General features: G+C 68.2%; 17 protein-coding genes and 1 pseudogene. 8 read left to right on the top strand and 10 right to left on the bottom strand.

The annotated features are described in order from the left end of the window. Nucleotides 1-23: 23 nt before the first annotated feature. The 5 genes from AB0G84_RS09120 to AB0G84_RS09100 all read left to right on the top strand — a co-directional run bounded on the left by AB0G84_RS09120 (nt 24) and on the right by AB0G84_RS09100 (nt 4,340). Nucleotides 24-296, top strand: coding sequence for a phosphoribosyl-ATP diphosphatase (locus AB0G84_RS09120; protein ID WP_030412067.1), 273 nt, complete (start codon nt 24-26; stop codon nt 294-296). Between the two features lie 53 nt (nt 297-349). Then, nucleotides 350-1,198, top strand: a complete 849-nt coding sequence (gene hisG / locus AB0G84_RS09115; protein ID WP_361317650.1) for an ATP phosphoribosyltransferase — start codon at nt 350-352, stop codon at nt 1,196-1,198. A 61-nt stretch (nt 1,199-1,259) separates the two neighbouring features. Next, complete coding sequence (locus AB0G84_RS09110; protein ID WP_361317648.1) at nt 1,260-1,724, top strand: PH domain-containing protein; 465 nt, start codon at nt 1,260-1,262, stop codon at nt 1,722-1,724. A gap of 172 nt (nt 1,725-1,896) precedes the next feature. Beyond that, the gene (locus tag AB0G84_RS09105) at nt 1,897-3,255 is read left to right on the top strand and encodes a hemolysin family protein (RefSeq protein WP_361317645.1); all 1,359 of its coding nucleotides are present in this window, start codon (nt 1,897-1,899) and stop codon (nt 3,253-3,255) included. Continuing rightward, entirely contained in the window at nt 3,252-4,340 is a 1,089-nt protein-coding gene (locus tag AB0G84_RS09100; RefSeq protein WP_361317643.1) for a hemolysin family protein, read from the top strand. Before AB0G84_RS09105 ends, AB0G84_RS09100 begins: the two co-directional genes overlap by 4 nt. A 49-nt stretch (nt 4,341-4,389) precedes the next feature. On the opposite strand, the gene AB0G84_RS09095 is transcribed toward AB0G84_RS09100, so the two are convergent. Together AB0G84_RS09095 and AB0G84_RS09090 are read right to left on the bottom strand one after the other, a co-directional pair. Then, nucleotides 4,390-6,288: an AAA family ATPase gene (locus AB0G84_RS09095; RefSeq protein WP_361317641.1), complete on the bottom strand. Its 1,899-nt coding sequence runs from the start codon at nt 6,286-6,288 to the stop codon at nt 4,390-4,392. A gap of 477 nt (nt 6,289-6,765) precedes the next feature. Next, nucleotides 6,766-7,350 carry a hypothetical protein gene (locus AB0G84_RS09090; protein ID WP_361317639.1) on the bottom strand — a complete coding sequence of 195 codons (585 nt, stop codon included), beginning with the start codon at nt 7,348-7,350 and terminating at the stop codon, nt 6,766-6,768. A gap of 187 nt (nt 7,351-7,537) precedes the next feature. On the opposite strand from AB0G84_RS09090, the gene AB0G84_RS09085 reads away from it, so the two are divergent. Then, a complete protein-coding gene (locus AB0G84_RS09085) occupies nt 7,538-8,941 on the top strand; it encodes a peptidase C39 family protein (protein WP_361317637.1) in 1,404 nt (467 codons plus the stop codon). Nucleotides 8,942-8,945: 4 nt separating this feature from the next. On the opposite strand, the gene AB0G84_RS09080 is transcribed toward AB0G84_RS09085, so the two are convergent. Next, on the bottom strand, nt 8,946-9,131 hold the full coding sequence (locus AB0G84_RS09080) for a hypothetical protein (protein ID WP_361317634.1): 186 nt from the start codon (nt 9,129-9,131) through the stop codon (nt 8,946-8,948). 1,143 nt (nt 9,132-10,274) lie between these two features. On the opposite strand from AB0G84_RS09080, the gene AB0G84_RS09075 reads away from it, so the two are divergent. Then, the gene (locus tag AB0G84_RS09075; RefSeq protein WP_361317631.1) at nt 10,275-10,967 is read left to right on the top strand and encodes a hypothetical protein; all 693 of its coding nucleotides are present in this window, start codon (nt 10,275-10,277) and stop codon (nt 10,965-10,967) included. 327 nt (nt 10,968-11,294) lie between these two features. On the opposite strand, the gene AB0G84_RS09070 is transcribed toward AB0G84_RS09075, so the two are convergent. The 7 genes and pseudogenes from AB0G84_RS09070 to AB0G84_RS09040 form a co-directional block, all read right to left on the bottom strand. Continuing rightward, entirely contained in the window at nt 11,295-11,714 is a 420-nt protein-coding gene (locus tag AB0G84_RS09070) for a hypothetical protein (protein WP_361317628.1), read from the bottom strand. A 1,104-nt stretch (nt 11,715-12,818) separates the two neighbouring features. Further along, nucleotides 12,819-16,025 carry a hypothetical protein gene (locus AB0G84_RS09065; protein ID WP_361317625.1) on the bottom strand — a complete coding sequence of 1,069 codons (3,207 nt, stop codon included), beginning with the start codon at nt 16,023-16,025 and terminating at the stop codon, nt 12,819-12,821. Nucleotides 16,026-16,541: 516 nt separating this feature from the next. After that, nucleotides 16,542-17,819: a hypothetical protein gene (locus AB0G84_RS09060; protein WP_361317623.1), complete on the bottom strand. Its 1,278-nt coding sequence runs from the start codon at nt 17,817-17,819 to the stop codon at nt 16,542-16,544. Continuing rightward, the gene (locus AB0G84_RS09055) at nt 17,816-18,076 is read right to left on the bottom strand and encodes a hypothetical protein (protein WP_361317621.1); all 261 of its coding nucleotides are present in this window, start codon (nt 18,074-18,076) and stop codon (nt 17,816-17,818) included. Before AB0G84_RS09055 ends, AB0G84_RS09060 begins: the two co-directional genes overlap by 4 nt. Continuing rightward, the gene (locus AB0G84_RS09050; protein WP_361317618.1) at nt 18,073-20,724 is read right to left on the bottom strand and encodes an SUMF1/EgtB/PvdO family nonheme iron enzyme; all 2,652 of its coding nucleotides are present in this window, start codon (nt 20,722-20,724) and stop codon (nt 18,073-18,075) included. Before AB0G84_RS09050 ends, AB0G84_RS09055 begins: the two co-directional genes overlap by 4 nt. After that, nucleotides 20,721-21,050 (bottom strand): hypothetical protein, encoded by a 330-nt coding sequence (locus AB0G84_RS09045; protein ID WP_361317873.1) that lies wholly within the window; start codon nt 21,048-21,050, stop codon nt 20,721-20,723. The genes AB0G84_RS09050 and AB0G84_RS09045 overlap by 4 nt, the downstream gene beginning before the upstream one ends. A gap of 100 nt (nt 21,051-21,150) precedes the next feature. Continuing rightward, a pseudogene (locus tag AB0G84_RS09040) lies at nt 21,151-21,321 on the bottom strand (class I SAM-dependent methyltransferase); the annotation flags it as partial. Nucleotides 21,322-22,131: 810 nt separating this feature from the next. Between AB0G84_RS09040 and AB0G84_RS09035 the strand changes: the two are divergent. After that, nucleotides 22,132-23,058 carry a hypothetical protein gene (locus AB0G84_RS09035; RefSeq protein WP_361317615.1) on the top strand — a complete coding sequence of 309 codons (927 nt, stop codon included), beginning with the start codon at nt 22,132-22,134 and terminating at the stop codon, nt 23,056-23,058. Nucleotides 23,059-23,080: the final 22 nt, after the last annotated feature.

The following is a 23,080-nucleotide window of genomic DNA, read 5'->3' as shown; positions in this document are numbered from 1 at the left end:
CACCGCGTAGGGTAGCCACCATCATGTCCAAGAAGACGTTCGAGGAGCTCTTCGCCGAGCTCCAGCAGAAGGCCGCCACCGGCGACCCCGCCACCTCCCGTACCGCCGAGCTGGTGCAGGCCGGTGTCCATACGATCGGCAAGAAGGTCGTCGAGGAGGCCGCGGAGGTCTGGATGGCCGCCGAGTACGAGTCCCACGAGGCGGCCGCCGAGGAGATCTCCCAGCTCCTCTACCACCTCCAGGTCATGATGGTCGCCAAGGGCATCTCCCTCGACGACGTCTACGCCCACCTCTGATCCACCCCCTGCACCCACCGCAACGCTCCTCACCCGCAAAGGAACTCGCTCTCATGCTGCGCATCGCTGTCCCCAACAAGGGTTCACTGTCCGAGCCTGCGTCGGCGATGCTTCATGAGGCCGGCTACCGCCAGCGCAAGGACCGCAGGGAGCTGGTCCTGGTCGACGCGGAGAACGACGTCGAGTTCTTCTTCCTGCGCCCCCGGGACATCGCGGTCTACGTCGGCTCCGGCAAGCTCGACATCGGCATCACCGGCCGTGACCTGCTGCTGGACTCCGGCTCGCCGGCCGAGGAGATCCTCCAGCTGGGCTTCGCCGGGTCGACCTTCCGCTACGCCACCCGCCCGGGTACCGCCAAGGACGTCAGCGAGTTCGGCGGGATGACCGTCGCCACCTCCTTCTCCGGCCTGGTCACCCAACACCTCGCCGACAACGGCGTGGACGCCTCGGTCGTCCACCTCGACGGCGCGGTGGAGACCGCCATCCAGCTGGGCGTCGCCGAGATCATCGCCGATGTGGTGGAGACCGGCACCACCCTGCGCAACGCCGGCCTGGAGATCATCGGTGAGCCGATCCTCACCTCCGAGGCCGTGGTCATCCGCGGCACCGGCGCCGATGAGGACGACCCGAAGGTCCGCCAGTTCCTCCGCCGTATGCAGGGCGTCCTGGTGGCCCGCCGGTACGTGATGATGGACTACGACATCCGCGTCGAGCACGTCGAGAAGGCCGTGGCCCTCACCCCGGGCCTGGAGTCGCCGACCGTCTCCCCGCTGCACCACGAGGGCTGGGTCGCGGTCCGCTCGATGGTCCCGTCCAAGGACGCCCAGCGCATCATGGACGAGCTCTACGACCTGGGCGCCCGCGCCATCCTGACCACCGGCATCCACGCCTGCCGGCTCTGACCGGCCCGCTCCGTACGACGAAGACGACGGAAGACCACGGAAGATCACGGAAGACCACGACGTGTCCGCGGAAACACAGCCCTCTCTGCCCAGCCTCCCGGTGACCTTCCGGCCGACCCGCACCCGGGTCGTCCTGTACACCGTCGGCCTCGCCCAGCTCGCCGCCCTCACGGCGATCGCCATGGCGCTGCCGAAGCTGACCGGTGGCGAGCGGCTCAGCTTCGTCGTCACCGGCCTGCTGGTCGGCGCCGTCCTCCTGCTGCTCAGCCGCCCCAAGGTGGTCGCGCGGCAGGAGGGCGTCACGGTGGTCAACCTCACCACCAAGCGCGAGCTGGCCTGGGCCCAGATCGTCCGGGTCAACCTGCGGGTCGGTGACCCGTGGGTCCACCTCGACCTCGCCGACGGCACCAGCCTGCCCGCCATGGGCATCCAGCCCGGAATCGCCAGGGACCAGGCCATCCGGGACGCCCGGGCGCTGCGCGATCTGACCGAGAAGCACGGTGCGCTCGACCACACGGCCGGATGAGCCTGCCCTGATGCGGTCCCCGATGTTTACTCTGTTCCCCGGGGCGCGCCCGCGCCCAGCCCGCTAGCGGGCCCCTGCGACCCGAGGAGTGACTCCCTCCGGCAATGGACGGATCGTCCTGTAGTACCTGCGCCGCCCCTCCCTCTCCCGCGCACACCACGGAGGCGGCGGCATGACCGGCCCCCTGCTGCTGCTCGCCGCGGCCCTGGTGCTGATCCTGGCCAACGGCTTCTTCGTGGCCGCCGAGTTCGGCCTTGTCACCGTCGAGAAGGCGGACGCCGAACGGGCCGCGGACGGCGGCGACCGCCGCGCCCGCACCGTGGTCCTTGCACTCCGCGAACTCTCCTTCCAACTCTCCGGCACCCAACTCGGCATCACCATCACCTCCTTGGTGGTCGGTATGCTCGCCGAGCCCGCGCTGGCCCAGCTGCTGTCCGGGCCGCTGCGCGCGACCGGCCTGCCCAAGGGCGCGGTCCCCGGCGTCGCCGTCGTCATCGGCATGCTGCTGGCCTCCGCCGTCCAGATGGTGATCGGCGAGCTGGTGCCCAAGAACTGGGCGGTCTCCAAGCCGCTGCCGGTCGCCCGCTTCGTGGCCGGTCCCCAGCAGGCCTTCTCGCGCTTCTTCCGGCCGGTGATCACCCTGCTGAACACCGTCGCCAACCGGCTCGTCCGGGCGCTGGGCGTGGAGCCGACCGATGAGCTGGCGTCCGCCCGCACCCCCGGTGAACTGGTCTCGCTGGCCCGGCACTCCGCCCGCGCCGGCGCCATCGAGCAGGACACCGCGGACCTCTTTGTCCGCACCCTGTCGCTGGGCGACCTGACCGCGGAGAACGTGATGACGCCGCGGGTACGGGTCAGCGCCCTCCAGGCGACCGCGACCGCCGAGGACGTGGTGAACCTGACCCGGGCCACCGGCCTGTCCCGCTTCCCCGTCTACCACACCCGTCTCGACGAGGTCGTCGGCATGGTGCACCTCAAGGACGCGCTGGCCGTCCCCGCGGAGGACCGGCTGCGCACGCCCGTCGGGCGGATCGCGGTGGCGCCGCTGCTGGTGCCCGAGACGCTGCCGGTGCAGCCGCTGTTGGAGCGGCTGCGCAGCGAACAGCCGATCGCGGTGGTCGTCGACGAGTACGGCGGCACGGCCGGTGTGGTCACGCTGGAGGACATCATCGAGGAACTGGTCGGCGAGGTCCGCGACGAGCACGACGGGGTGGACCTGCCGGAGCTCGGCCAGGCCCCGCCCGAGGAGGGCCGCCCGACCTGGGACGCCGACGGCGGCTGCCGGGTCGACACCCTGCGCAAGATCGGCCTGGAGGCCCCGGAAGGGCCGTACGAAACGGTGGCGGGACTGGTGGCACACATACTCGGCCGGATCCCGGCCCCCGGCGACACCGCGGAACTGGACGGCTGGCGGCTGCGGGTGCGACTGGTCTCGCACCACCGCGCCGAGCGGATAAGGCTGGTCCGGACCGCCCCCGCCGCCCCCGCCACCCGTGAGCCCGCGGCGGCCGGTGCGGAGGTGGCCCGATGACCCTGGTCCAGCTCCTGTTCGCGGTACTGCTGGTGCTCGCCAACGGCTTCTTCGTCGGCGCGGAGTTCGCCCTGGTCTCGGTGCGCCGCTCGCAGATCGAGCCGCTGGCGACCGAGGGGTCCGGACGGGCCCGCCAGGTGCTGTACGGCCTGGAGAACCTCCCGCAGATGATGGCCGCCGCCCAGTTCGGCATCACCGTCTGCTCGCTGACGCTCGGCGCGGTCGCCGAACCGACCGTCGCCCGCCTCCTGGAGCCGCTCTTCGAGGCGGTGCACCTGCCCGCCGCCCTGGTCCATCCGCTCGGCTACGTCATAGCCCTGGCGCTGGTGGTCTTCCTCCACCTCGTCATCGGCGAGATGGTCCCCAAGAACCTGGCGATGGCGGCGCCCGAGAAGACCGCCCTGTGGTTCAGCCCCGGCCTGGTCGCCTTCGCCCGGCTGTGCCGCCCGGTCACCGCCCTCCTCGGTGCCTGCGCCCACGGGGTGCTACGGCTCTTCCGCGTCGAGCCCAAGGACGAGGTCGAGGCGGTCTTCACCAGCGAACAGCTGACCCACCTGGTGGAGGACGCCGGCCAGGCGGGCCTGCTCGAACCGGCCGAGCAGGAGCGCCTCTCCGACGCCCTGGAACTGGGCAGCCGCCCGGTCACCGATGTCCTCCTCGACCGGGCGGCCCTGGTCACCGTCGAGCCGACGGTCTCGCCCCGCCAGGTGGAGGAGCTGACCGTACGGACCGGCTACTCGCGCTTCCCGGTCTGCGCACCCGGCGGCGCGTACATGGGGTATCTGCACGTCAAGGACGTCCTCGACCTGGAGGAACGGGACCGTGCGGTGCCCCAGCGGATCTGGCACCCGATGACCACGCTCCGCGCCGAGCTGCCCCTGGACGACGCCCTGACCGCGATGCGGCGGGCGGCCTCCCACCTGGCGGCGGTCGCCGACCCCACCGGGCGGGTCCTGGGGCTGGTGGCCCTGGAGGACGTCCTGGAGATGCTGGTCGGCGAGGTCCGCGATCCGGCGCACCACCGGGCACCGGAGCCCCGCGGGGAGGCGGCGCTGCCCGCCGACGACCCGGCGCTGGCGGGCTGATCCGGCCGCAGCCGCCCCGCCCGTGGCCGACCGGCCGTGCGCCGGGCGGCTACCGCGGCGGCACCGGCCCCTGGGGGTCCGGCCCGCGGCCCGAGAAGACCTCGCCGTACGCCTGCATCAGATCGGGCAGCCGCAGCGTCGCGAGGTCGTCGCGGGCCGGGGTGCCGCGCCAGGTGGACAGCCGTAGATCGCGGTAGGCGCAGCTCTTCTCGTAGAGGGTGCGCAGGAAGCGGCCGTTGCCCAGCTCGTCGATCCAGCCCTGGTCGACGACGTGGGCGCTGATGCTGGACAGCTCCTCGCGGGCCTCCTCGTCCCAGCCGTCGCCGTTCTCGGCGGCCAACACCTCCCCGATCGCGGTCAGCTCCAACGGCCGGTAACTGGGGAAGTCGACCCGGGTGGTGAAGCGGGAGGACAGCCCCGGGTTGGCCGCCAGCAGCCGGTCCATGCCCTCGGGATAGCCCGCGAGGATCACCACCAGCCGGTCGCGGTTGTCCTCGGCGCGCTTGAGCAGCACCTGCAGCGCCTCGTCGCCGTAGGCGTCGCCCTTGCTGTAGCCGGAATTGGACAGGCTGTACGCCTCGTCCACGAAGAGCACGCCGCCCAGCGCGGAGTCGATCAGCTCATTGGCCTTCACGGCGGTCTGCCCGAGGAACTCGCCGACCAGATCGGCGCGTTGGGCCTCCACGAGGTGGTCGCCGCCGAGCAGCCCCAGCGCGTAGAAGACCCGCCCCAGTATGCGGGCCACGGTCGTCTTGCCGGTGCCGGACGGACCGGAGAAGACGAAGTGCCGCTTGGGTGGCTGCACCGGCAGTCCCTGGCCCGCCCGCAGCCCCGCCATCCGCAGCTGCGCGGACAGCGCCCGCACCTGCCGCTTGACCGGCTCCATGCCGACCATCCGCTCCAGCTCCGCCAGCGCCTTCTCCAGCAGCACCGGGTCGGCGGGCCCGGCCGGCAGCCGCTCGGCGGCCCGCGGTCCGCGCGGGGCCGCCTTGACCCGGGCCGAGGTGTCGCCCCCGGCCGGTGCACCGCCGGCCGCCGCGCCGTCGGTGCTGGCCGCCTCCCCACCGGCCAGCAGTTCCCGGCCGTCGACCGGATCGAGCGGCGCCAGCGGGTCCAGATCGCCGCCGGCCTCCTGGCCCAGGCCCGAGGCGGAGACCGTGGCGAGGTCGGAGCCCTCGTCGAGGTCGTCCGCCTCGGTGATCGCGGCGAGCCGGGCCGCGGTGTCCATGAACGCCGGGTCCACCCGGTGCACCGCGCGGTAGAGGGGGAGCGCCGCGGCGCTGCGGCCGGTGCCTTCGTGGGCGCGGGCGAGCCAGTAGCGCAGCTCCTTGCGCTGCGGCTGCTCGCTGCGGCAGCGCATCAGCGCGGTGGCCAGCAGCGGCTCGGCCTGCCCGTACATCTCCAGCCGCACCCGCGCCATCCCGCCGAACAGCCCGGCCTCGATGCCCAGTACGGGGTCGCCCAGCAGCGGTTCGGTGTGCCGTACCAGCTGCTCCCAGTCCTTGACGAGGTAGGAGCGGCAGGCGTGCAGGAAGCGCACCTGGGGGTCGGTGTCCACCGGCGGGCAGCCGGCCAGCGCCTGGTCCAGCTCGGCGACATGGCGCCCGTCGAGCCAGTGCGAGGCGTGGGCGAGCAGCAGGTCGCGGCCGGTCTCCAGCACCGGCTGCACCCACCAGCCCAGCCAGTACCAGGAGTTGAGGGTGCGTCGGTGGCGGGCGCGCATCTCGCCGAAGCGGTCACGGTGCCGGTGCATCCGCAGCAGGGCGATGGCGGTGTCGGCGCGCAGGGCGTGCAGGCCGAGCCAGGCGTCGGCCATCGACGGATCGAGCCGTACCGCCGCCCGGAACTCCTCCTCCGCCTGCGGATAGGCGCCGACCGTATAGGCGTCGACCGCACGCAGCCAGGCGAGCTCGGCCGGGGCGGGCGAACCCTGAGTTCCGACATCCATCCGTCCCCCCACAAGAACATCCCCCGTGTGCTGCCGCCGGGCGCGTGCCGACCGCTGCGCTTTCGAACTCACGTACGAAGGGCGGAAGTTGGCCCTCGCGCGCACCGCGGTCCCGTGGCCTGCGGCGGCACGGACTCGCATGGTACCTGCGGGATCGGCGCAGGCCGAAGAGGGCGGTACGGGGCAAGAACGGGTCGGGTGGCGGGGCGCGGCGGCGCGAAGAGAGCGGTGACCCTGGGTGAGGGGGAGGCGGCGCCTGACGGTGGAACGAGGTGGTTTTGTGCAGAACGAAGCCCCCGATCACGGGGGAACAACCGGGGGCTTCGCGTCTGCGGGCGGTCCGTTGAACCGCACATTGAGAACGTAAGTCCTGTACGCCCCCCAGGTCAAGCCGAGTTGGGGGACTCGGCGGGACCCTGTCGGCGACTCGCGGCGCGTCGGCCAAGGTCGACTACGGAGCGTGAAATGCGGGGGCTGTCATGGTGTCGAGGACGGTCCCTCGCGCACCTCGTACCCCAACTTCCCCTGGTGCACCAGAAAATCGGCGTAGGGGCGCGAGGGGTCCGCCGCGAAGTGCGCGCGCTCCGCCGGAATCCAGCCACTCCAGAACGCGGCGAGGTCCGGTCCGTCCCGGAGTTGACCCCTTTCCCAGGAATGATCGCTCGCCAGTTCCATCCACAACAGGCAGGCGAGCCAGGGCCGCAGTGCCCGCCGTCCGGTGCCGACGCCCTCGACCAGCACCACCGGAGCGGGCGCCAGCACCCGCTCCTCGGTGAACTCCCCGCGCACCCAGTCGTAGACCCCGTACCGGGCCGTCCCGCCGCGGGAGAGCGGCTCCAGCACCTGCGTACGGAACCGCTTGTCCCAGGCGAACAGCTCCTCATGGGTGGCGAGGTCGTCGGTGTGCACTACCGGGGCACCGCCCAGCGCGTCCGCCAGCCGCCCGGTGAAGGTGCTCTTGCCCGAGCCCGCGTGCCCGTCCACGGCGATCAGCCGCACCGGTCCGCACGACGGCGGCAGGGTGCGCAGACGGGCGGCGAGCGGGGCCAGTGCACGGTTCACCGCGCCAGCGTACGTCGCCGGCCTCCGCCGCCGCCCTCAGTGGTGTGGACCAATATTGGTGGCGCGACGCGCCCCGCACCGCCTTCCGCAGCAGGTCCCGAGCGGCAATAGTTGAGCCACTGCCGAGCCGTCCGTGCCCGCCCGGCCCCGCGCACCCGACCGTCCGCATCCGACTGGGGGACACTCCATGACCCGTTCCGCGCCCCGTCGTACCGTCCTGGCCGCCGCGCTCGCCGCCGCGGCGGGTGTCGCCGCCCCCACCGCCCAGGCCGACGAGCCCCGCGGCGCCTCCGCGGGCGGCGCGGCCCCCGCCACCGACCCCACCGCCCCGGACGCCGCGCATCGAACGAAGAGCCTCGTGGACCATCACGCCTGGACCACCGCCGCCGACTGGGACCAGGGCACCGCGCGGGGCACCCGCACCGCGCACGGCCCGCGCCCCGGCGTGGTCATCGCCCGCCCCGTCGGCACCGCCGACTACCGGGACCCGCACACCGGCCGGACCGCCGCCTGGGAGTACGCCACCTGGACCTCCCCGGTCCACCCCCTCGCCGTACCGGCCACGGAGGCCGTCGCCTCCTGGAACGCCCACACCCCGCCCGGCACCTGGATCACCGTCGAACTGCGCGGCAGGTACAGCGACGGCACCGGCACCCCCTGGTACGTCATGGGGCGCTGGACCGCCGGCGACGGCGACGCCGACATCCGCCGCACCTCCGTCGACGGCCAGAAGGACGGAAAGAGCAGCATCTCCACCGACACCTTCGCCCTCGACGACCCCGCCGGCGGCCTCCGCCTGACGTCGTATCAGCTACGGCTCACCCTCCACCGCAGGCCCGGCACCTCGCTCACCCCCACCGTCTGGCGGCTGGGCGCCATGGCCTCGGACCTCCCCGACCGCTTCGAGGTGCCGGCCTCGAAGCCCGTACGGGTCGGCCGGGAGCTGGTCGTACCGCGCTACTCGCAGGAGATCCACAAGGGCCAGTACCCCGAGTACGACAACGGTGGCGAGGCCTGGTGCAGCCCCACCTCCTCCCAGATGATCATCGAGTACTGGGGCCGCAAGCCCACTCAGCAGCAGCTCTCCTGGGTCGACCCCGACTACGCCGACCCCCAGGTCTGCCACGCCGCCCGCTACGCCTTCGACTACCAGTACGAAGGCTGCGGCAACTGGCCCTTCAACGCCGCCTACGCCGCCACCTACCGGGACCTCCAGGCCACCGTCGCCCGCCTGTCCTCCCTCAACGACGCCGAGCGCCTCATCCACACCGGAATCCCGCTCATCACCTCCCAGTCCTTCCTCAAGACCGAACTCGACGGCGCGGGCTACGGCACCGCCGGCCACCTGATGACCGTCATCGGCTTCACCCAGGACGGCGACGTCATCGCCAACGACCCCGCCTCGCCCGACGACAAGGCGGTCCGGCGCGTCTACCGGCGCCGGCAGTTCGAGAACATTTGGCTGAGGACGAAGCGCCACGATGCAAACGGCCAGGTCAAGAGCGGTTCGGGAGGGGTCTGTTACCTCTACTTCCCGGTGAAGTCAGCACCAAGTCAGCACCGGGTCCTGCGAGAGCTCGGAATCCTGTAGCGGCTCACGCCGCCAACCCGACCGACAGCTCCTCCGGCAGGTAGCCCTGGAAGGTCGCCGCCACCACCTGACGGCAGCGCTCGCGCCCGTCCTGGGTGAGGTGACCGTAGCGGTCGACCGTGACCTTGATGGACCGGTGCCCCAACCACCGGGACACCTCGTGAATGGACACTCCGTTCGTCAAGGTCACGGCGCCCATTTGTGCCTCAGGCCATGGGGTGTGTATTGCCGAAGCCCCAGCCGCTTGATGGCCCGATCCCAGGAAGCTCGGACGAGTCCGGGGTATGTTATCCAGCCCTGCTGGTTGAGAATGGGGAACCGTTCGGCAAAGGCAGTGAAGAATTCCTGCACCGGAACGTCGCGCCATTCACCTTCTTTCCGGTGCTAGGCCCTTTCCGGTCTTTCGGGGCCTTGCCTGTTTAGGCGGCGGAAAGTCCCCCTGACAGACCAGAAAGTCCTCGAAAAGTCCCCGGAATGGGCTGCCTGGCGAGCCCTCTGAACAGGCGATTCGACCGTATGGCGCCACGAGGGAAGGCGCTGATCGCCCAGAGGCTGCCTCCCCTCTTGGGCTGCGGATGCGTGCCTGCCGAAGTTGAGAGGCCCTGTCAGGGTGACGGTACGGTGTTCCGGCTTCTGGTGGGGATGCTCCTGCTCTTCCCCACCGCAGAGTGCAAGCAGCGGTCGAGCGCAACATGAGGCGTCACCGCAAGGTCCGATCGACGCGCTCCAGACCAGTGCGTGGAGGACCACCTGGTTTCCCCGCCCGCGACGAAGCGCTGTCGTCGCAAGGCGACAGGGGAATGCGACTGTGCCGAGCCCCGGCTCGTCGTGGCGGGCCGCGGTGCCCAGTACCCGACCGAGCCGGCCAAGGAGATGAGCCCGATCGCTGCCCTGTACACGGTCGTGTGCCGGGTCTGCGAGGCGTCGTACAAGTTGCCCTGGCGCCTTGCCCCTTCCTTCTGATCCCCATTCATGACGCGCAGCTCCACGGTGTCGGGTAGCGGTTGCCAACCCTGCGCGTCCGGCGCGCCACGACCCTGGGGGCTATACGCCCGTCCCGGCGTTGACACGGTTGATTGCTGTCGAGATTGGCCTTGAGAATGGCTGGTAGCCTGCCTGGTGGCTAGACGCGTACTGCCACTCGCCGACACCAGCGCCCACGCCGCAGGTGAGCATCGGCCAAGGCCAACGGCCCGCGCTCTGAAGGACGACATCAACATCGGCCGACGAGGCGGGCAGGCGTGGGCGGAGTCCGCCGGAATCCGAGACTGCGGTGCCCAAATTCCAGACCCGCGCTGCACGCGTTGCCCGACAGATCCAGGCCGCCAGTGGCGTGAAGTACACCACCGCCCTTCGCCTGTTCGCCCCCGCCCAGGAAGAACTGGACCTTGCCGACGCAATGCGTACGGCTGGCCTCACCACCACCGCCGACTCCCTGACCCGTATCGCGCTCGTCCTCGCGGAGCGCGGCATGTGGGTCGGCGCTTACGCCCATATCGAGAACGAGTTCATCGACACTGACCCGACGAAGGTTGAGAAGGCGCGGGCTGTCTGCCTGGAAGCGGGGAATGCGGTGATGAGGCGAGAGGGATTCCTGGAAGCCGGCTTCGAACCGGGCGCGGAGATCTACCACGCGGCGTTCCTCGCTCTGTCCCGGGCGGGAGCCGTACCCGACGGCCGCCGCCTGGCACGCGCTGCGGTCGGTGTGTTCGACTCCGACCCCCTGATGTGCTCAGACGTCATCCGTTCTGAGGGGCGCCGCCCCTTCACGTACGAGAGCGCAGACAAGCTCATCGGCCCCGATACGCCAGCTGCAGTCGCCGCCAGGAAGGCCGCCCGTGCCATGGCTGCTGCCTCCCGGGTCCAGGAGCACGGCGACGAGGAGTGGTACGAGGCCGCAGAGCTCATGGTGGGCGCCGCGTGGCACGGAAGCGTGGCCGCTGGACTTCCACCGCTGCACGGCCTTACTGAGTTCCAGGACTTCTTCGAAACCGTCATGGAGCGAGTCCTCGACGTAGGCCCGTAAAACGCCAACGCCCGGAGACGCCCGGCAGCCCGGCTGCGCTCCGGCGATGCGCAACCGCCAAGGCATGTCCACGGTGGGGCCGGGCGAGACACGATCCCCACCACCCCACCGGGACTGGGCAGTGGGGGCGTTGGAGGAATCGATAACATGATGTATAGGGTCAACTCATTCCATGCGACGGCTAGTTCCTCCTCCTCGCATACCCACGGAATCACCGGAGGCTAGGAATGCTCAGCTCGCCCTCTGTGTCTCCCTCCGTGGGGTTGCCCATCTCTCCCTGCCCGTACGCAGGTGCACGAAGCCGTCTCAGGCGTCGGCAGCCACCGCTCATTTGGCTCCAAAGATCACCTTGTCAAGGACTCCGCGGACCGAGCTGGCGACTGTCTCCGATGCGCCGAGCGCCGCGATAATGCCCATGGGGAGGAGGAACTTGCGGATGTCGTCAGCTGATTCGCTGAACGCGGGGATCAGAGGGAGGACAGTTGCAGATCCCAGGAGCAGCACAGCGGGCCATAGGCGCGTGAGCATCTGCGTCGCCAACGAGCTCCTAGTCACCTCGGGAGCGCCATCGAGGAGCGCATCCCAGTCGTCGCGAGCCGCAGCCAACAATCCGCCGGTCAATGACGCAAGAACCCGCTCGTAGTCGGCTTGGTTCCCCGCTTTCGCTAGAGCCCGGGAATGATCGCGGAGAATCTTCGCGATCCGCTTGTTCTGGATACGAATTTCTCGACGCAATGAGATCTCCATCAAGAATTCCGTACGCCTCAGTCGAACCCGAGTTACATCAATTTCTCGCGCAGCTGAATCAATCATCACCCGCAGGCGACGGCACTCACTCTTCGTCCACCAGGCGTACCGCCATTTGTGTGCTTGGGCGACAATTCCGATAAGGCGAACCAGGAGAAGGTCAGATCGTCGAGCCATAGGTCCCGCGAACTCGTGCGTCCGGGCATACCAAACAGCTAATATTGCATTAATGGCGACAATGCCAACTATCGTGAGCGCCATGGCCAGTAAGGACGAATGCTCCTGGTAGAAGGAATCGCCGTAAGATCCATCTATGACTCCGATGGCAATCGCATAGAACACAGAAACGACGGCCAGCACGACGAAAGAAGCGACTCGATAGAAGGGGCCGGAATGCCACGGATCGCGCCTCCAAGCACGAATATACGCGGCCTGAACCCTGCGTCTCTCATAAGTGCTCAGCGTGGTGATGGAGCTTATGATGCTCCAGATCCGTGCTCTCTCGGAAGGGGCTTGTTGCCTCATGTCGTGATGGAACCCGGCACGCACGACATCCCGATATCTGACCGTGTGCCGCCCCGGTGCCCCTGCTCTCGATCCAGTTGCCATACCACAAGGCTAGGCGGACCTTCACGGACTGTCTGCCGGATACCAACGTCCTACTGACCTCGCCCCGCGTGGTGACCCCGGCAGCCCGAGCGCCGGCAACTTCGCCCCGATGGGGAGGCAGTGGGCTACAGGCTGTCCTACCTTTCGAGACGTGGTTCCCGTATGAGGTATGAGACGGCCAGTGAGGGCCACGCCGAGCAGAACGGTCGAAGACGAGCGTCGTCATCGGACCTATCAGACAAGCTCTAGCGCGGAGAGCTCTACTTCGCGCTCCGTCTGATCGTTGTGCACCCTCGTCTCTGGCTCGGTGTGTTCGCCGGTCTTCATCTTCGCCCGGTCGCACTCAGGCTCACGCCGGTCCGACGACCTCTGGTCACGTCAACGTTCCGCCGTCCTAGGGAGTTTGCCGTGAACCTCCTCGTCATCGTCTGCTCACCCACACGGCGCGCCAGGGCTAGCGGCAGGCGGTCCGGGAAGCTGAACAGGCGGCGACGCTCAACCGTGTGCTGGCTCAGGGGCCGACCGCACGTCAGTCAGTGTGACGTCACCTGTGGCTGTACCGGCCAGGAGTCGCGGCCCGTCGAAGGCCAGGCACGTGATGGCACCGTGCAACACCAGGCGACCGACCCGTTCCCGGCCTGCGAGGTCGTGCACCGTGACCGTGCCGCTCTGGTGCCCCGTCGCGAGGTAGCGGCCGTCTCTGGTGAGAGCGGCGACCTCTTCATCAGCGGGGAGGTGGAGGGGCGGCTCTGTCTCGTCGGGCCACAACACCTGGGTTAGCTCGCCAGTGTCGAGACTCCACTTTTCCACTCCCAACCATTGCGCGCGGTATGGGCCGCCGAGTTGGGCGACGGTGACGAGGTGGTTTCCGTCCGGCGTGAACCGGGCGGCCCGGACGAGGTACCCGTCCCGTGTCACTTCGCGTACGAGATCGCCGGAGGCCGCATCCCAGACACGGACCACGCCGTTGAGGGTTCCGGTCACGATGCGGCGACCGTCAGGTGAGATGTCGAGGGCCGACACGGGGGAGCCGTGGCGCTCGTTGATGTGCGTCGGCCAGTGCGCGCGTGGGCAGTCACCACCTCCCACCGGAGGCAGCGCCTCGTCGCGGGCGCCGTCGCGTGTCCGCCAGTTCTCGTCGCAGGGCTTGCCGTTGACCATGAGCGGGCGTATCCGGGACCCACGCCGCAGGTCAAGGATTGTGGCGTCGCCGCCGTAGGCCCCCACGACGCACAGATCGGCCTCGCCGTCCAAGGCGAGAGCGTCTTCGCCGTGTGGAGAATGTGGTCTGCGCACCGTGCGCAGCAGTCGCCCCGTGGCTACGTCCCAGATCTTCAGGTCGCCGTCATTGCCCAGTATCGCCGCATGGCCATCGCGCAACGATGCCGTGCGCACCGTGCCCCGGTGACCGTCCAGTGAGAGCCGTGGCGCGGGAGACAAGGGGCTGAGGACGTGGACTCCACCGTAGGCCGAGCCCACGACCACCCACTGGCCGTCAGGTGAGATGGCCAGGGATCGGACGAGGCCGGTGTCGAAGTGCCCCAGAATGGAGCGGTTGGCGAGGTCCCAAACGATCACTGAGTGGCGCCCGTGGTCGCAGACGGCTGCATACCGGCGATCCGGTGTGCCCGCTACGATCAAGTTCGCGAGATCCTGCGGGCCGACCTGCTCGGGTAAGGCATAGGGCGGGAGTTCCGTCGGCTTGTAGGAGGGCTGGAGTTCGGTGAACTCGTCGGGCGTCAGCGGTTTTCCCGTTCCGGAGGACAGGTCCCAGACCATGCCCGTTCGGTCTATCCGCAGGGCTACGAGTCGCCGACTGTCGTCGCTGAAGCGGAGACTGAACACCTTCATCTTGTTCTCGGTGAGTGGGAACTCTCGAATCGTCGAACCGGTTTCCGTGTCGAAGACCTGGACGGTCCTGTGCATGCCGTTCCTGTGCCGGGTGTACCAGCAGAGCGCAGTTCTGGTTCCGTCCTCGGACATGGCCACAGCGTCCGCGCTGTATTCGCTGGTGGCGAGCGTGTGGGACAACAGCCGGGAGTTTTCGCTCGCGGCGCTCCACAAGGTCGCGATGACCGAGTCGTGTTCGGGGACCCGAGGGCAGAGGAGACCGGATTGCCCGCTCACCGAGCACTCGTACAAGAGCTGTTGGGCGGTGAACGACGTCCTCCGCTCCGATCCCCCGCTACGCAGGTTGTGCGCCTGACGTCCGAGTACCCCGCGCATCGAACCGAGTACCGGGTTCTCCGGAAGCAGGTCATGCAGAGCAGTGATCTCGTTCAGGAGCGAGTCCACGCCCGTCGCGGTGATGCGCGCGCTCAGATAGCCGCAGTCGGTGACGGCCTCCTCCAGCTCGCGCAGTGCTCGCGGTTCCCGTCCGTCAAGGTCGGCGGTGAGCTCGCCGCCTGTGCCGGGCGTCATGAGCCGGACACGGTCGGCCATGTAGCCCAAGAGATGCTCCACGCCATGGGAATCGGTGGCGTCGGCGCGGAGCGTCGCGGTGATCCGCTCTGTCGACTCTTGTGGATAGATGCCGTGTCGGGACTCCGAGCGGAGATGGTCGCGCAATGATCCGTGGAAGGGAATAAAGGGACCGTCGGGCCGCGCGCCCCGTAGATACGGAGCGCACAGCTCCAATGCGTCGTCGACGGCTGATTGACGGAGACCGGACAGTTGGGTCAGCTGACGTCGTGTGAGTCCATTGCCTCGGCTCTGAACCAGGAGACCGAGAACCGGGCGGATGACGTCGCGCCACCTGCGGGGGTCGGCGGTCACTTGACGGTCGAGGAAGCTGCTGTAGAGGTCCGCTAGCCCGCGCGGCAGAACACGCTCGCCTGAGGCAAGGAGACGCAGCCGTTCAGCGTCCTCGGACGCGGCAAGGGCGGCATACAGGAAGTTGCCGTCGGCGACGTGAGCGATCGATTGCGCGACACGCGTGGGGTCGGCGATTCCTCTGTCGTGGAGGCGGCCCAATAGATAGGTGCGCACGTCGTGCGTCCCCGCGGGTTCGTCGTGTCGGAGCCGCAATCGCCGACCATGAGAGAAGCGCTCAGCAGTGGGGCCGTCGCGTGCGGTGAGCACAAGACGCAGCCCTGGCACGGGGTCGGTGCGCAGCGTGGACAGCAGCCGGGCCAGCGTCTGCGGCCCCTCGATCTGTTCTTCGGTCTCGTCCACAGCGTCAAGCAGGATGACGGCGTGGGTGCCGAGTGCGGACAGCGGCTGTCGGAACAGGCTGTCCAGCAGATGACGCGGTTCGGCGTCCGGGAGGACCAGCTGGTTGATCCCGATGACGGTGGAGTCCCGTACGGGCCCCGTGAACTCCTGGTTGACCGCGATGGTGGCCGGAGCGTGGTACGCCACGGCTTCGGCGTATCCCGGGAGCGTGGCGCACAACTGGCCAGCCACTTGTTCCAGCACACCGCGAATGTTTAGCGAACCGAATCGCTGGGCCTGGCAGAAGTGCCACGCGTGCAGCCATCCCGGTCCAATTCCCTGTGGGGACGGCACCTCGCCGAGCGAGACCTGGGCCAGCCGTACTGCGAGCGCGGACTTGCCGACCCCTGGTTCTGCCGATATGACGAGAAGCGGTCCGGTGGTCTCGTACCAGGACGCGATCTCTGCCAGGGCCCATTCCCGCCCGACGAAAGAGTTGGACTGTCCGGCCAGTTCTGCCGGGATCCCCGGCCCTTTGTCGAACGTCACTGGTTCCTGTTGCCGTCAATACCGACGATTGTGGACCGGCTCACCGCGCCAAGACGCTGCCGTACTTCCGCGTCACCGCCTCCCGCGGGACGGTGTGCTGCGGTGATGTTGCTGTCCGAGACATCCGCGAAGTCTTGCTCCACCGTCCAGCGGGACGGGGACGAAGGGGGGTCGTCGGCGGTACGGGCCCGGCTCCATTCGAAGAGCGCCTGAATCAGAAGCAGTGTGCCGAGGCCGACCCCGGTGGGCCAAGTCCAACTGGTCGTCCACACGTTGATGACAACGGCTATGGCCGCAGCGGACACAGTCGAGATGACGGCTGCCGACGCGCGAGAACGAAAGGCCGCTCCAAGAGGTCGCGGCGATCGAACGGACATGTACCTCACTCCTGGAGCAGGTGGACTCTCGTGGTGCGATCTGTCCGGAGGCTACGCTACCCGCGTCACCTCGCGAACGGCATCTGGTAGATCGGAGCGAGTCCTCCACCTCACCCGACTTGCCACATAGGACACGGTCTTAGGCGGGCGGTTGAGGGTCGGCACCACCCCGGAGGGAGGAGATGACGAGGCGCCCGTACCTTGTAGTGAGGGCAGCGGCGGTAGCGGCGACCGACAGGCCGAGGGCGACGAGCAGGTGGGTGGCGGACTGGTCGCCGAGGACCTGGAGGACGCTGAGAGCTGTGCCGAGGGGGAGGCCGAGGATGGTGAGGACTCCGAGAGCGCCGCTGATCTGCTGGCTCTCCTGGTTCTGGACCAGTCGGCTGTAGTCCGCGGCCTCGGCCAGTATCTCTGCGAAACGCTCGGGCAATCGGTACTGAGCCTGGAAGGCAAGCAGTAGCTCGTTAGCCGGGCCGTGGGCGGTCAGGTGTTGGCGCCAGTACGTACTGCGGAAGAGCGCGATGTTCCTTTCCAACGATCCGACTTGGGTGGAAAGATGCGGGCCGTCGAATACCCCGGAGAGTTCGTCGGTGAGTCGGTCGATGTGGTCACGCTGGAGCGTGCCGAGTAGCAGTGCGTCGAGGTAGACCGTGCGGGCATGCAAGGCCCCGAAATCGTAGAAGTCGCCCTCGCCGGCGTCGGCGCGATGACCGAGGAATGCGGCGCTGTGCCGCAGCACCAGAGCACTCCAGTCGGCGGAGATGCGCACAGCCTGATCGAATTCGTCGGCGGCGGTTTCCGGAGCGAGCGGAAAGTCGCGTGGTGTGGAACGGGATGCCAGCTGCCACAGCCAGTGGTCGGCGGTAGGCGGGAGTGCTGCCGTGGGCTCAGACCGAAGCGCGGGAGTGTGGCGGGCTTCTGGGGTGAGGAGGGCGATGGTGTACGGGCGGGCTATCGCGAACTCGGCGGTGCCATCGCGGACCTCGGCCACCTGTCCGAAGAGCTCCTGCGGCGCGAACGGGCCGGTGAGTGGGTCGGGGCCGGCATCGGGCCGGTGGCCTATCGCTCGCAGTACCGGAAGCAGTGGTCTCTCTACGGTGAAGTGCAGCACCGCCAGAGCGTGTCCATGGCTCCGTCCCGTGGCGGTACGCAGCAGCTCCATGCCGTGCAGCCGCAGCCCGTCGTGGACGAGTGACATCGTCCGATGCCAGCGACAGGGGCGCCCAGGGGACCCGTACAGCACTCTGGCGGACGCGGGCGCGAAGTAGGTCGCGCGGGTGGCCGCATCCGTCCGTCTGCTGCCGAGCTCGAACGGGAAGGGTCCCTCCAGCCAGTCCGGTGTGCGCAGGAGCCGCACCGGGAGCACGACCATGAGGATCTGTCGCGCCCCGGCGACAGCCTCCAGGTCAACGGTCATCGGTAGTACTCGGCAGGGTCGGGCTGGTCGAGCCTGACCACGAACTCCGCGCCACCGGGGCGGTCTGCGGCCACGTGGAACCGTACGCGTTCGCCCGTGCGGATGGTGCGGAAGCCTTCGGTGACGATCTGCGTGTAGTCGAAGGTGTAGTGGCCACCGTCCGCCTCGTCCTGGACGATGAAGGCGCCCACCGTTCCGGTCTGTCCTCCGCCGGTGGGCCGGCGGTCGACGATGATGCCGTGCCGTGCGTCGCTCATGCGATGGCTGCCTCTGGGTCGGTGATGTCCTGTACGCAACGGAAACCGACCGCGTTACTGCAGCCACGTTTCCGGTAGATGCCCTTGCTGCTCGCTTGCACGGCGCGCAGCGGATTGTCGTAGCTGCCACCGCAGATGACCGCTTCGCCGGCGTCATCCAGGCTGGTGGAGGTCCACTCCCAGACGTTCCCCGCCATGTCGGTGATGCCGTACGGCGAACGGTTCGCGGCTCTCCCGCCGACCGGGGTGACCCAAGCTCGGCGAAGTGCCTCTTGGGCGAACTCCTGCTGCCAGGCGTGGAAGGTCACCACGGGATGACCGACCCATGTGTCAGCGCAGTTGACCGGCGCGCCGTCCGCGTCGTCACCCCAGGGAAAGAGACGGCCGTCCGTTCCGCGAGCGGCGGCTTCCCATTCCAGCGCGGTGGGCAGGCGCTTGCCCTCGAAGGCTGCGAACGCGAAGGCACTCCACCAGCTGACGCAGATGGCTGGATAGTCGTCGTAGCGGGCATTGCGGTAGTAATCCGCTTCGCGGAGCCGGTCGGTCCAGGGGGTATGGGTGACATGGTCTGGCTGGTCGGGGTGGTCCCAGGGCGAGGTGCCGTCGGGCCGCAAGGCGTCGAGGAAGCGGCGGTAGCGGGCGACCGTGACGGCGTGGCGGTCGAATCGGACTGCGTGTCGTACGCGGCGTAACAAAAGCCGTTCAGCCGGACCGACGAGGTGAACCCCAGCGGGAAGGACGCAATCGTCGGAAGAGACAGCCGTCGGTATGCGGGCGAGGAAGGCTCGCACCTGCTCGGTGATGAAGGCACCTCCAGGCAGCTCTGCCGCTTCTTCACGACCGCGCGGGGTGGCAAGGAATCGGGCAGCCAGCAGCTCCTGGTAGGCGGTGTGGACGAAGGCAACCTGGTCCGGACCGGCCGGCCGCAACAGAGGGGCGAGCACGCAGCTGTCGAGTTCGAGACGACCGCCGATGAAGGCGCCAGGGCCAAGATCGCGGTGCACGTCGACGAGGGAAAAGACCGTCTGATCAGTGAGGAATGCCCTGCCGAAGACTGCCGGCAGCCGCTCTTCAGTATCGGCCTGACCCTGGGCTGCGAGGGCCTTCGTGAGGTGCGCGCCGAGCAACGCGTCGAGGGGCTGCGGAGAGGCAGGCTGGAGGAGAGCGGTCAGCCGCATCTCCAGGAACGTGGCATCGGGGTCCGCGAGCCGTACGAGGTGGAAGTGTGGCACTCGGGCCGGGTCGACTCCGTTCGCGTACATCTGCTCAACCAGCTGCTCGGACCGAGCCGCTCCGCTGTCCAACAGCTGGCGGACCTGAGGGGAGTCGGCGAGGAACGACACCCGCGAGCTCATGACCACCGTGGACTCAGCGGAGAGCACCGGGGCCAAATCCGCGAAGAGCCGCAGGAAGCCGGCGGGGCTGGCCTCGTCCACACCCTCGTCAACCGCGTCCAGGACGCACAACGCAGAACCGGACCGGATCAGGTAGAGGAACAGGTCATACGCACGGGAGCGGTCCGCCGTCATGCACGGGGACAGCAGGCGTGCGGCGTATTCGGGGGAGGTCTCATCCCTCGCTTTGAGACTGAGGTCGAAGTAGAAGCGAAACCGCCGTCCGTCGGGGTCCGCGGCCAGTGTTCGGAGCAGCGTGCTTTTGCCGCTGCCGGGACGACCGATGATGAGAACGTTGGCTTGGCCACGGGCAAGGCGGCCGAGGAGGGTGGCTGCGTCCTCGGCTGTCTGGATGAGGGACTCTCCCGTGTGGGTATCGGTGGACAGCACAGTGGCGGTGACAGCCTTGCGTGGTTCGGCACAGTCCACGGAGGTCACGTCGGCCAGGTGGGCGGCAATGTCGACGTGCCTGTCGATGAAGCTGTCGTAGCGCACCAGCCGGTAGTCGCGGCCGAGCAGTTCGCGGACAGGCCCGGGCAACTCCTCGTCCTCACCTGCCTCGTCGAGGATGACGAATCGGGTGAGTTTGGGCAGACGGGTGCGCAGCAGTTCACCGCCGTTGGAGGTGAGTACGGCGCGCAGGTCGTCCACGTCCTGCGAGACCATCAGCTCTACGTACTCCAGGCGCATGCCCGATTCACGGCAGAAGAGCTGGTAGACCGTGTCGGAGGTCAGGACGAATCGCTTGGCTTGACGGTAGCCGAGGGTGATGTACAGCCCGGCGAGGAACTCGCAGCGACGGGCGACCTCGGGAGCCATGTGTGGCTCTCCGCCCAGCAGGGCGGAGCTGCTGGTACTTGTGAACCAGACCAGGACGTCGACGAGTCGGCGTACCGCCAGCAGGCCGTCCTCATCGGAGATGTCGTAGCCGTCGTGCGTGGACCGATTGCGCAGACGACGGATGTCATCCAGCGCGTTCAGGACGGTACTGCTGCGGATGTGCGGCTGACAGCGCTTGACCAGGTCGTTGAGGGCTCGGCCCGATGGGTCGCCCTCGATGCCATGGTGCCTCCACAGCTCCTTGAGAAGCTTCTCCGTCAGCTTGCCGACGAGAGAGACAGCGTTCTCCGGATAGCCATCATTGAGGCTGCGCAAGGGACGTTCGAGGTCCAGACCGAGGCGATCAGCGACACGGGAGTGGTCATCGAGCTCGCTGCGGAGCCGCTGCAACCGTTCGTCCACCACCATGCTCATCGCCCTTCACCCGGCTTCACGCCCAGTAAGAAGGCGAAGCGGTCGGGGAAGGCGAGCACCGGCTCCGGATGCGCGGCTCTCATCTCCTCGATTCCCTTCTCGATCTCGCTGTCACAGAACGTGGAGAGCACTGACATGTAGCGGGCCCGCACCATCCCGATGTACTTCTCGCGATCGAGACGTAACTGGTAGTCGACGTAGCGAAGTGTGGTCTGCAACCCGGCCGCCCGTAGACTGTCGACGATGAGTTCGGGGTTGGGCTGGAGTTCCGTGAAACGGTCGAGCGCAGCCTGGAACAGCGGGTATTCGATGCTGGTCGGCAGCATGACCACGAGTAGCCGACCGCTGGGAGCAAGGCGAGCGGCTAGGCCATGCAGGATCGGCGAGGTGATGCACCGACTCCTTCAGCCAGATGGCGTCCAGTTGCCCGTACGGTAACTGGGCGCTTCCTGCAGCCATGTCTTCTGCCGACGCTACGATCGGCGTCAGGCCAGCGGGTGGTGGTGTACCGAGCTGGTGCAGCATCGCCAGGGAAGGGTCCACGCAGAGGATGTCATGCTGCGGGTCGCTGATCCGCGCCACCTCGCGTGCGAACATCCCTGTGCCGCAGCCGATGTCGGCGATGCGGTCAGCGGAAGACAGACGCAGGGTCTCGGCTATGCGTGCAGACATCCAGGTGGTGTGGTGCGCCCCATATAGCCCATGCTCGTCGTAGTCGGCAGCAAGCCGCTCGTAATGTCCCTGAACATCCCGCCGTTCCACAGTCCCCCCGCCCGGGTATACGGCTCTGCTGGTCCGCCGTCAGGCTACTCCTTCCGTAACTCCACGGAACCGATCAGCCACAGTTTCAGCCAGAGCAGGGAGGCTCCGATCGATGGCCTGGCATTGCCCGATGCTGCGGGGAGAGCTTCCCGATCACCTTGCCGATGGCAGTGTTCAGCGCGGCGAACAGGTCCACGGTGCTGTGCCGCGCGTAGTCGAAACTGCGCCGCGCTAACCGGCAGTTACCGACCGGGCTCGCCCACTGCAATGGCTGCCCAGAGACCTGGGCTCCGAACAGCCATTACGTGCTGCAGTCTCGCCTATGCCGAGATCGCCCAATCGAGCAGCCAACGGACGAGCGCGCGGGTGGCCCCAGACACGATTGCGCTGACGAGGGTGAGGAAGACCGACTGGCGCTTTGGTTCCGCGGTTGGAGTCATGCGAATCCCCTTTCGAGGGAAGTGACATGGGAGGCGACGTCGCTCTTCCAGCTTGTGGTCGTGAGTCGATAGCCCCCCTGCACCCTGAATGCAACTGAAAGAATCTGAAGGCCAGTTGGACAATCGCGGGAGGCAGGCTGTGGGGATCGCGATGCCGGATGAGGGCAAGCTGCCTCGCAGTCCCCTGCGTGCTCTCGTAGCTGCTGTGCACGACCTCTACGTGGACGCCGCCATGCCCGGTACGAGCCGGATCAGCAAGCTGATCCGGGAACGGGATGACCTTCCGGACACAGTCAGCCACGAGATGGTGGGGAAGCTGCTCCATGGAGAAGCGCTCCCAAGGTGGGAGAAGCTCCTGTGCGTAGTTCAGCAACTCTGCGACATGGCGGTGAGCCGTCCGGTGGCGGAGGAGGAGAGGGGTCGGTTTCACGCGCTGTGGCTTGCGGCTGAACGTGGCCGTCAGCGACGGCCCAAGGCCGTGGCAGCCGCCAAGCCGTACACCCTGCTGATGCTCGGGGTCCGCGACTTTTCGGGGCTACCCTTACGCCCCGAGGTGGGCGATGTCGCCATCACCGTGAGGAGAAGGAAGCCCGAGGAGGGCCGGTACGGGCAGATCAGCTCGATCAGCCTCAACGGCCGGCTGAACTTCCGCGGTGGTCTCGGCAGGAGAGCATGGCCCCACACCGTCAGGCGCCTCGCGAAGGTCGGTGACGCTGACCACGATGAACTTCCCACCAGGGCACGTGAGGAAGTCGCCGTCGAGGACCGGCACCCTGAGCGTGTTACCAACCGAGAGCTCGCGCTGCTCGACAAATGGAAGGTCCCACGTCGCTCCTCGCTGGCGGACTATCGAGCTCTCCATGAGGCGCTGGACAGTGCCACCGAGGAACGGCCGATGCAGGTTGTTCTGGAGAACCACCCAGCACTCCTCGCCAACGTGATCACGGGCAACCACGGGGTATGGGTCGGACCGCAGGTTCGTCTGGGCGACCAGTACGTCTCGGACTTCCTCATCGCCAGCCAGACCTCGGCGGGGTTGCGCTGGCACCTCGTCGAACTCGAATGCCCCCCAGCGCGGCTCACCAACGCCGGCAACCAGCGCGAATCTCCCACGCTGCGCCATGCCATTTAACAGATTCAGGACTGGCGCGAGT

Origin of the sequence: Streptomyces sp. NPDC020742, from assembly GCF_040641675.1 — a bacterium.
GTDB lineage: Bacteria > Actinomycetota > Actinomycetes > Streptomycetales > Streptomycetaceae > Streptomyces.
Note: the sequence above shows the minus strand (reverse complement) of the source record. Positions and strands in the feature narration are given on the sequence as shown.

What these genes read in the sequence shown, in the direction of transcription:
- AB0G84_RS09060 (WP_361317623.1), bottom strand. Translation starts at nt 17,819, where the DNA reads ATGACCGTTGACCTGGAGGCTGTCGCCGGGGCGCGACAGATCCTCATG.
- AB0G84_RS09045 (WP_361317873.1), bottom strand. Translation starts at nt 21,050, where the DNA reads ATGCTGCCGACCAGCATCGAATACCCGCTGTTCCAGGCTGCGCTCGAC.
- hisG (WP_361317650.1), top strand. Translation starts at nt 350, where the DNA reads ATGCTGCGCATCGCTGTCCCCAACAAGGGTTCACTGTCCGAGCCTGCG.
- AB0G84_RS09100 (WP_361317643.1), top strand. Translation starts at nt 3,252, where the DNA reads ATGACCCTGGTCCAGCTCCTGTTCGCGGTACTGCTGGTGCTCGCCAAC.
- AB0G84_RS09105 (WP_361317645.1), top strand. Translation starts at nt 1,897, where the DNA reads ATGACCGGCCCCCTGCTGCTGCTCGCCGCGGCCCTGGTGCTGATCCTG.
- AB0G84_RS09070 (WP_361317628.1), bottom strand. Translation starts at nt 11,714, where the DNA reads ATGGAGATCTCATTGCGTCGAGAAATTCGTATCCAGAACAAGCGGATC.
- AB0G84_RS09085 (WP_361317637.1), top strand. Translation starts at nt 7,538, where the DNA reads ATGACCCGTTCCGCGCCCCGTCGTACCGTCCTGGCCGCCGCGCTCGCC.
- AB0G84_RS09050 (WP_361317618.1), bottom strand. Translation starts at nt 20,724, where the DNA reads ATGAGCATGGTGGTGGACGAACGGTTGCAGCGGCTCCGCAGCGAGCTC.
- AB0G84_RS09055 (WP_361317621.1), bottom strand. Translation starts at nt 18,076, where the DNA reads ATGAGCGACGCACGGCACGGCATCATCGTCGACCGCCGGCCCACCGGC.
- AB0G84_RS09120 (WP_030412067.1), top strand. Translation starts at nt 24, where the DNA reads ATGTCCAAGAAGACGTTCGAGGAGCTCTTCGCCGAGCTCCAGCAGAAG.
- AB0G84_RS09095 (WP_361317641.1), bottom strand. Translation starts at nt 6,288, where the DNA reads ATGGATGTCGGAACTCAGGGTTCGCCCGCCCCGGCCGAGCTCGCCTGG.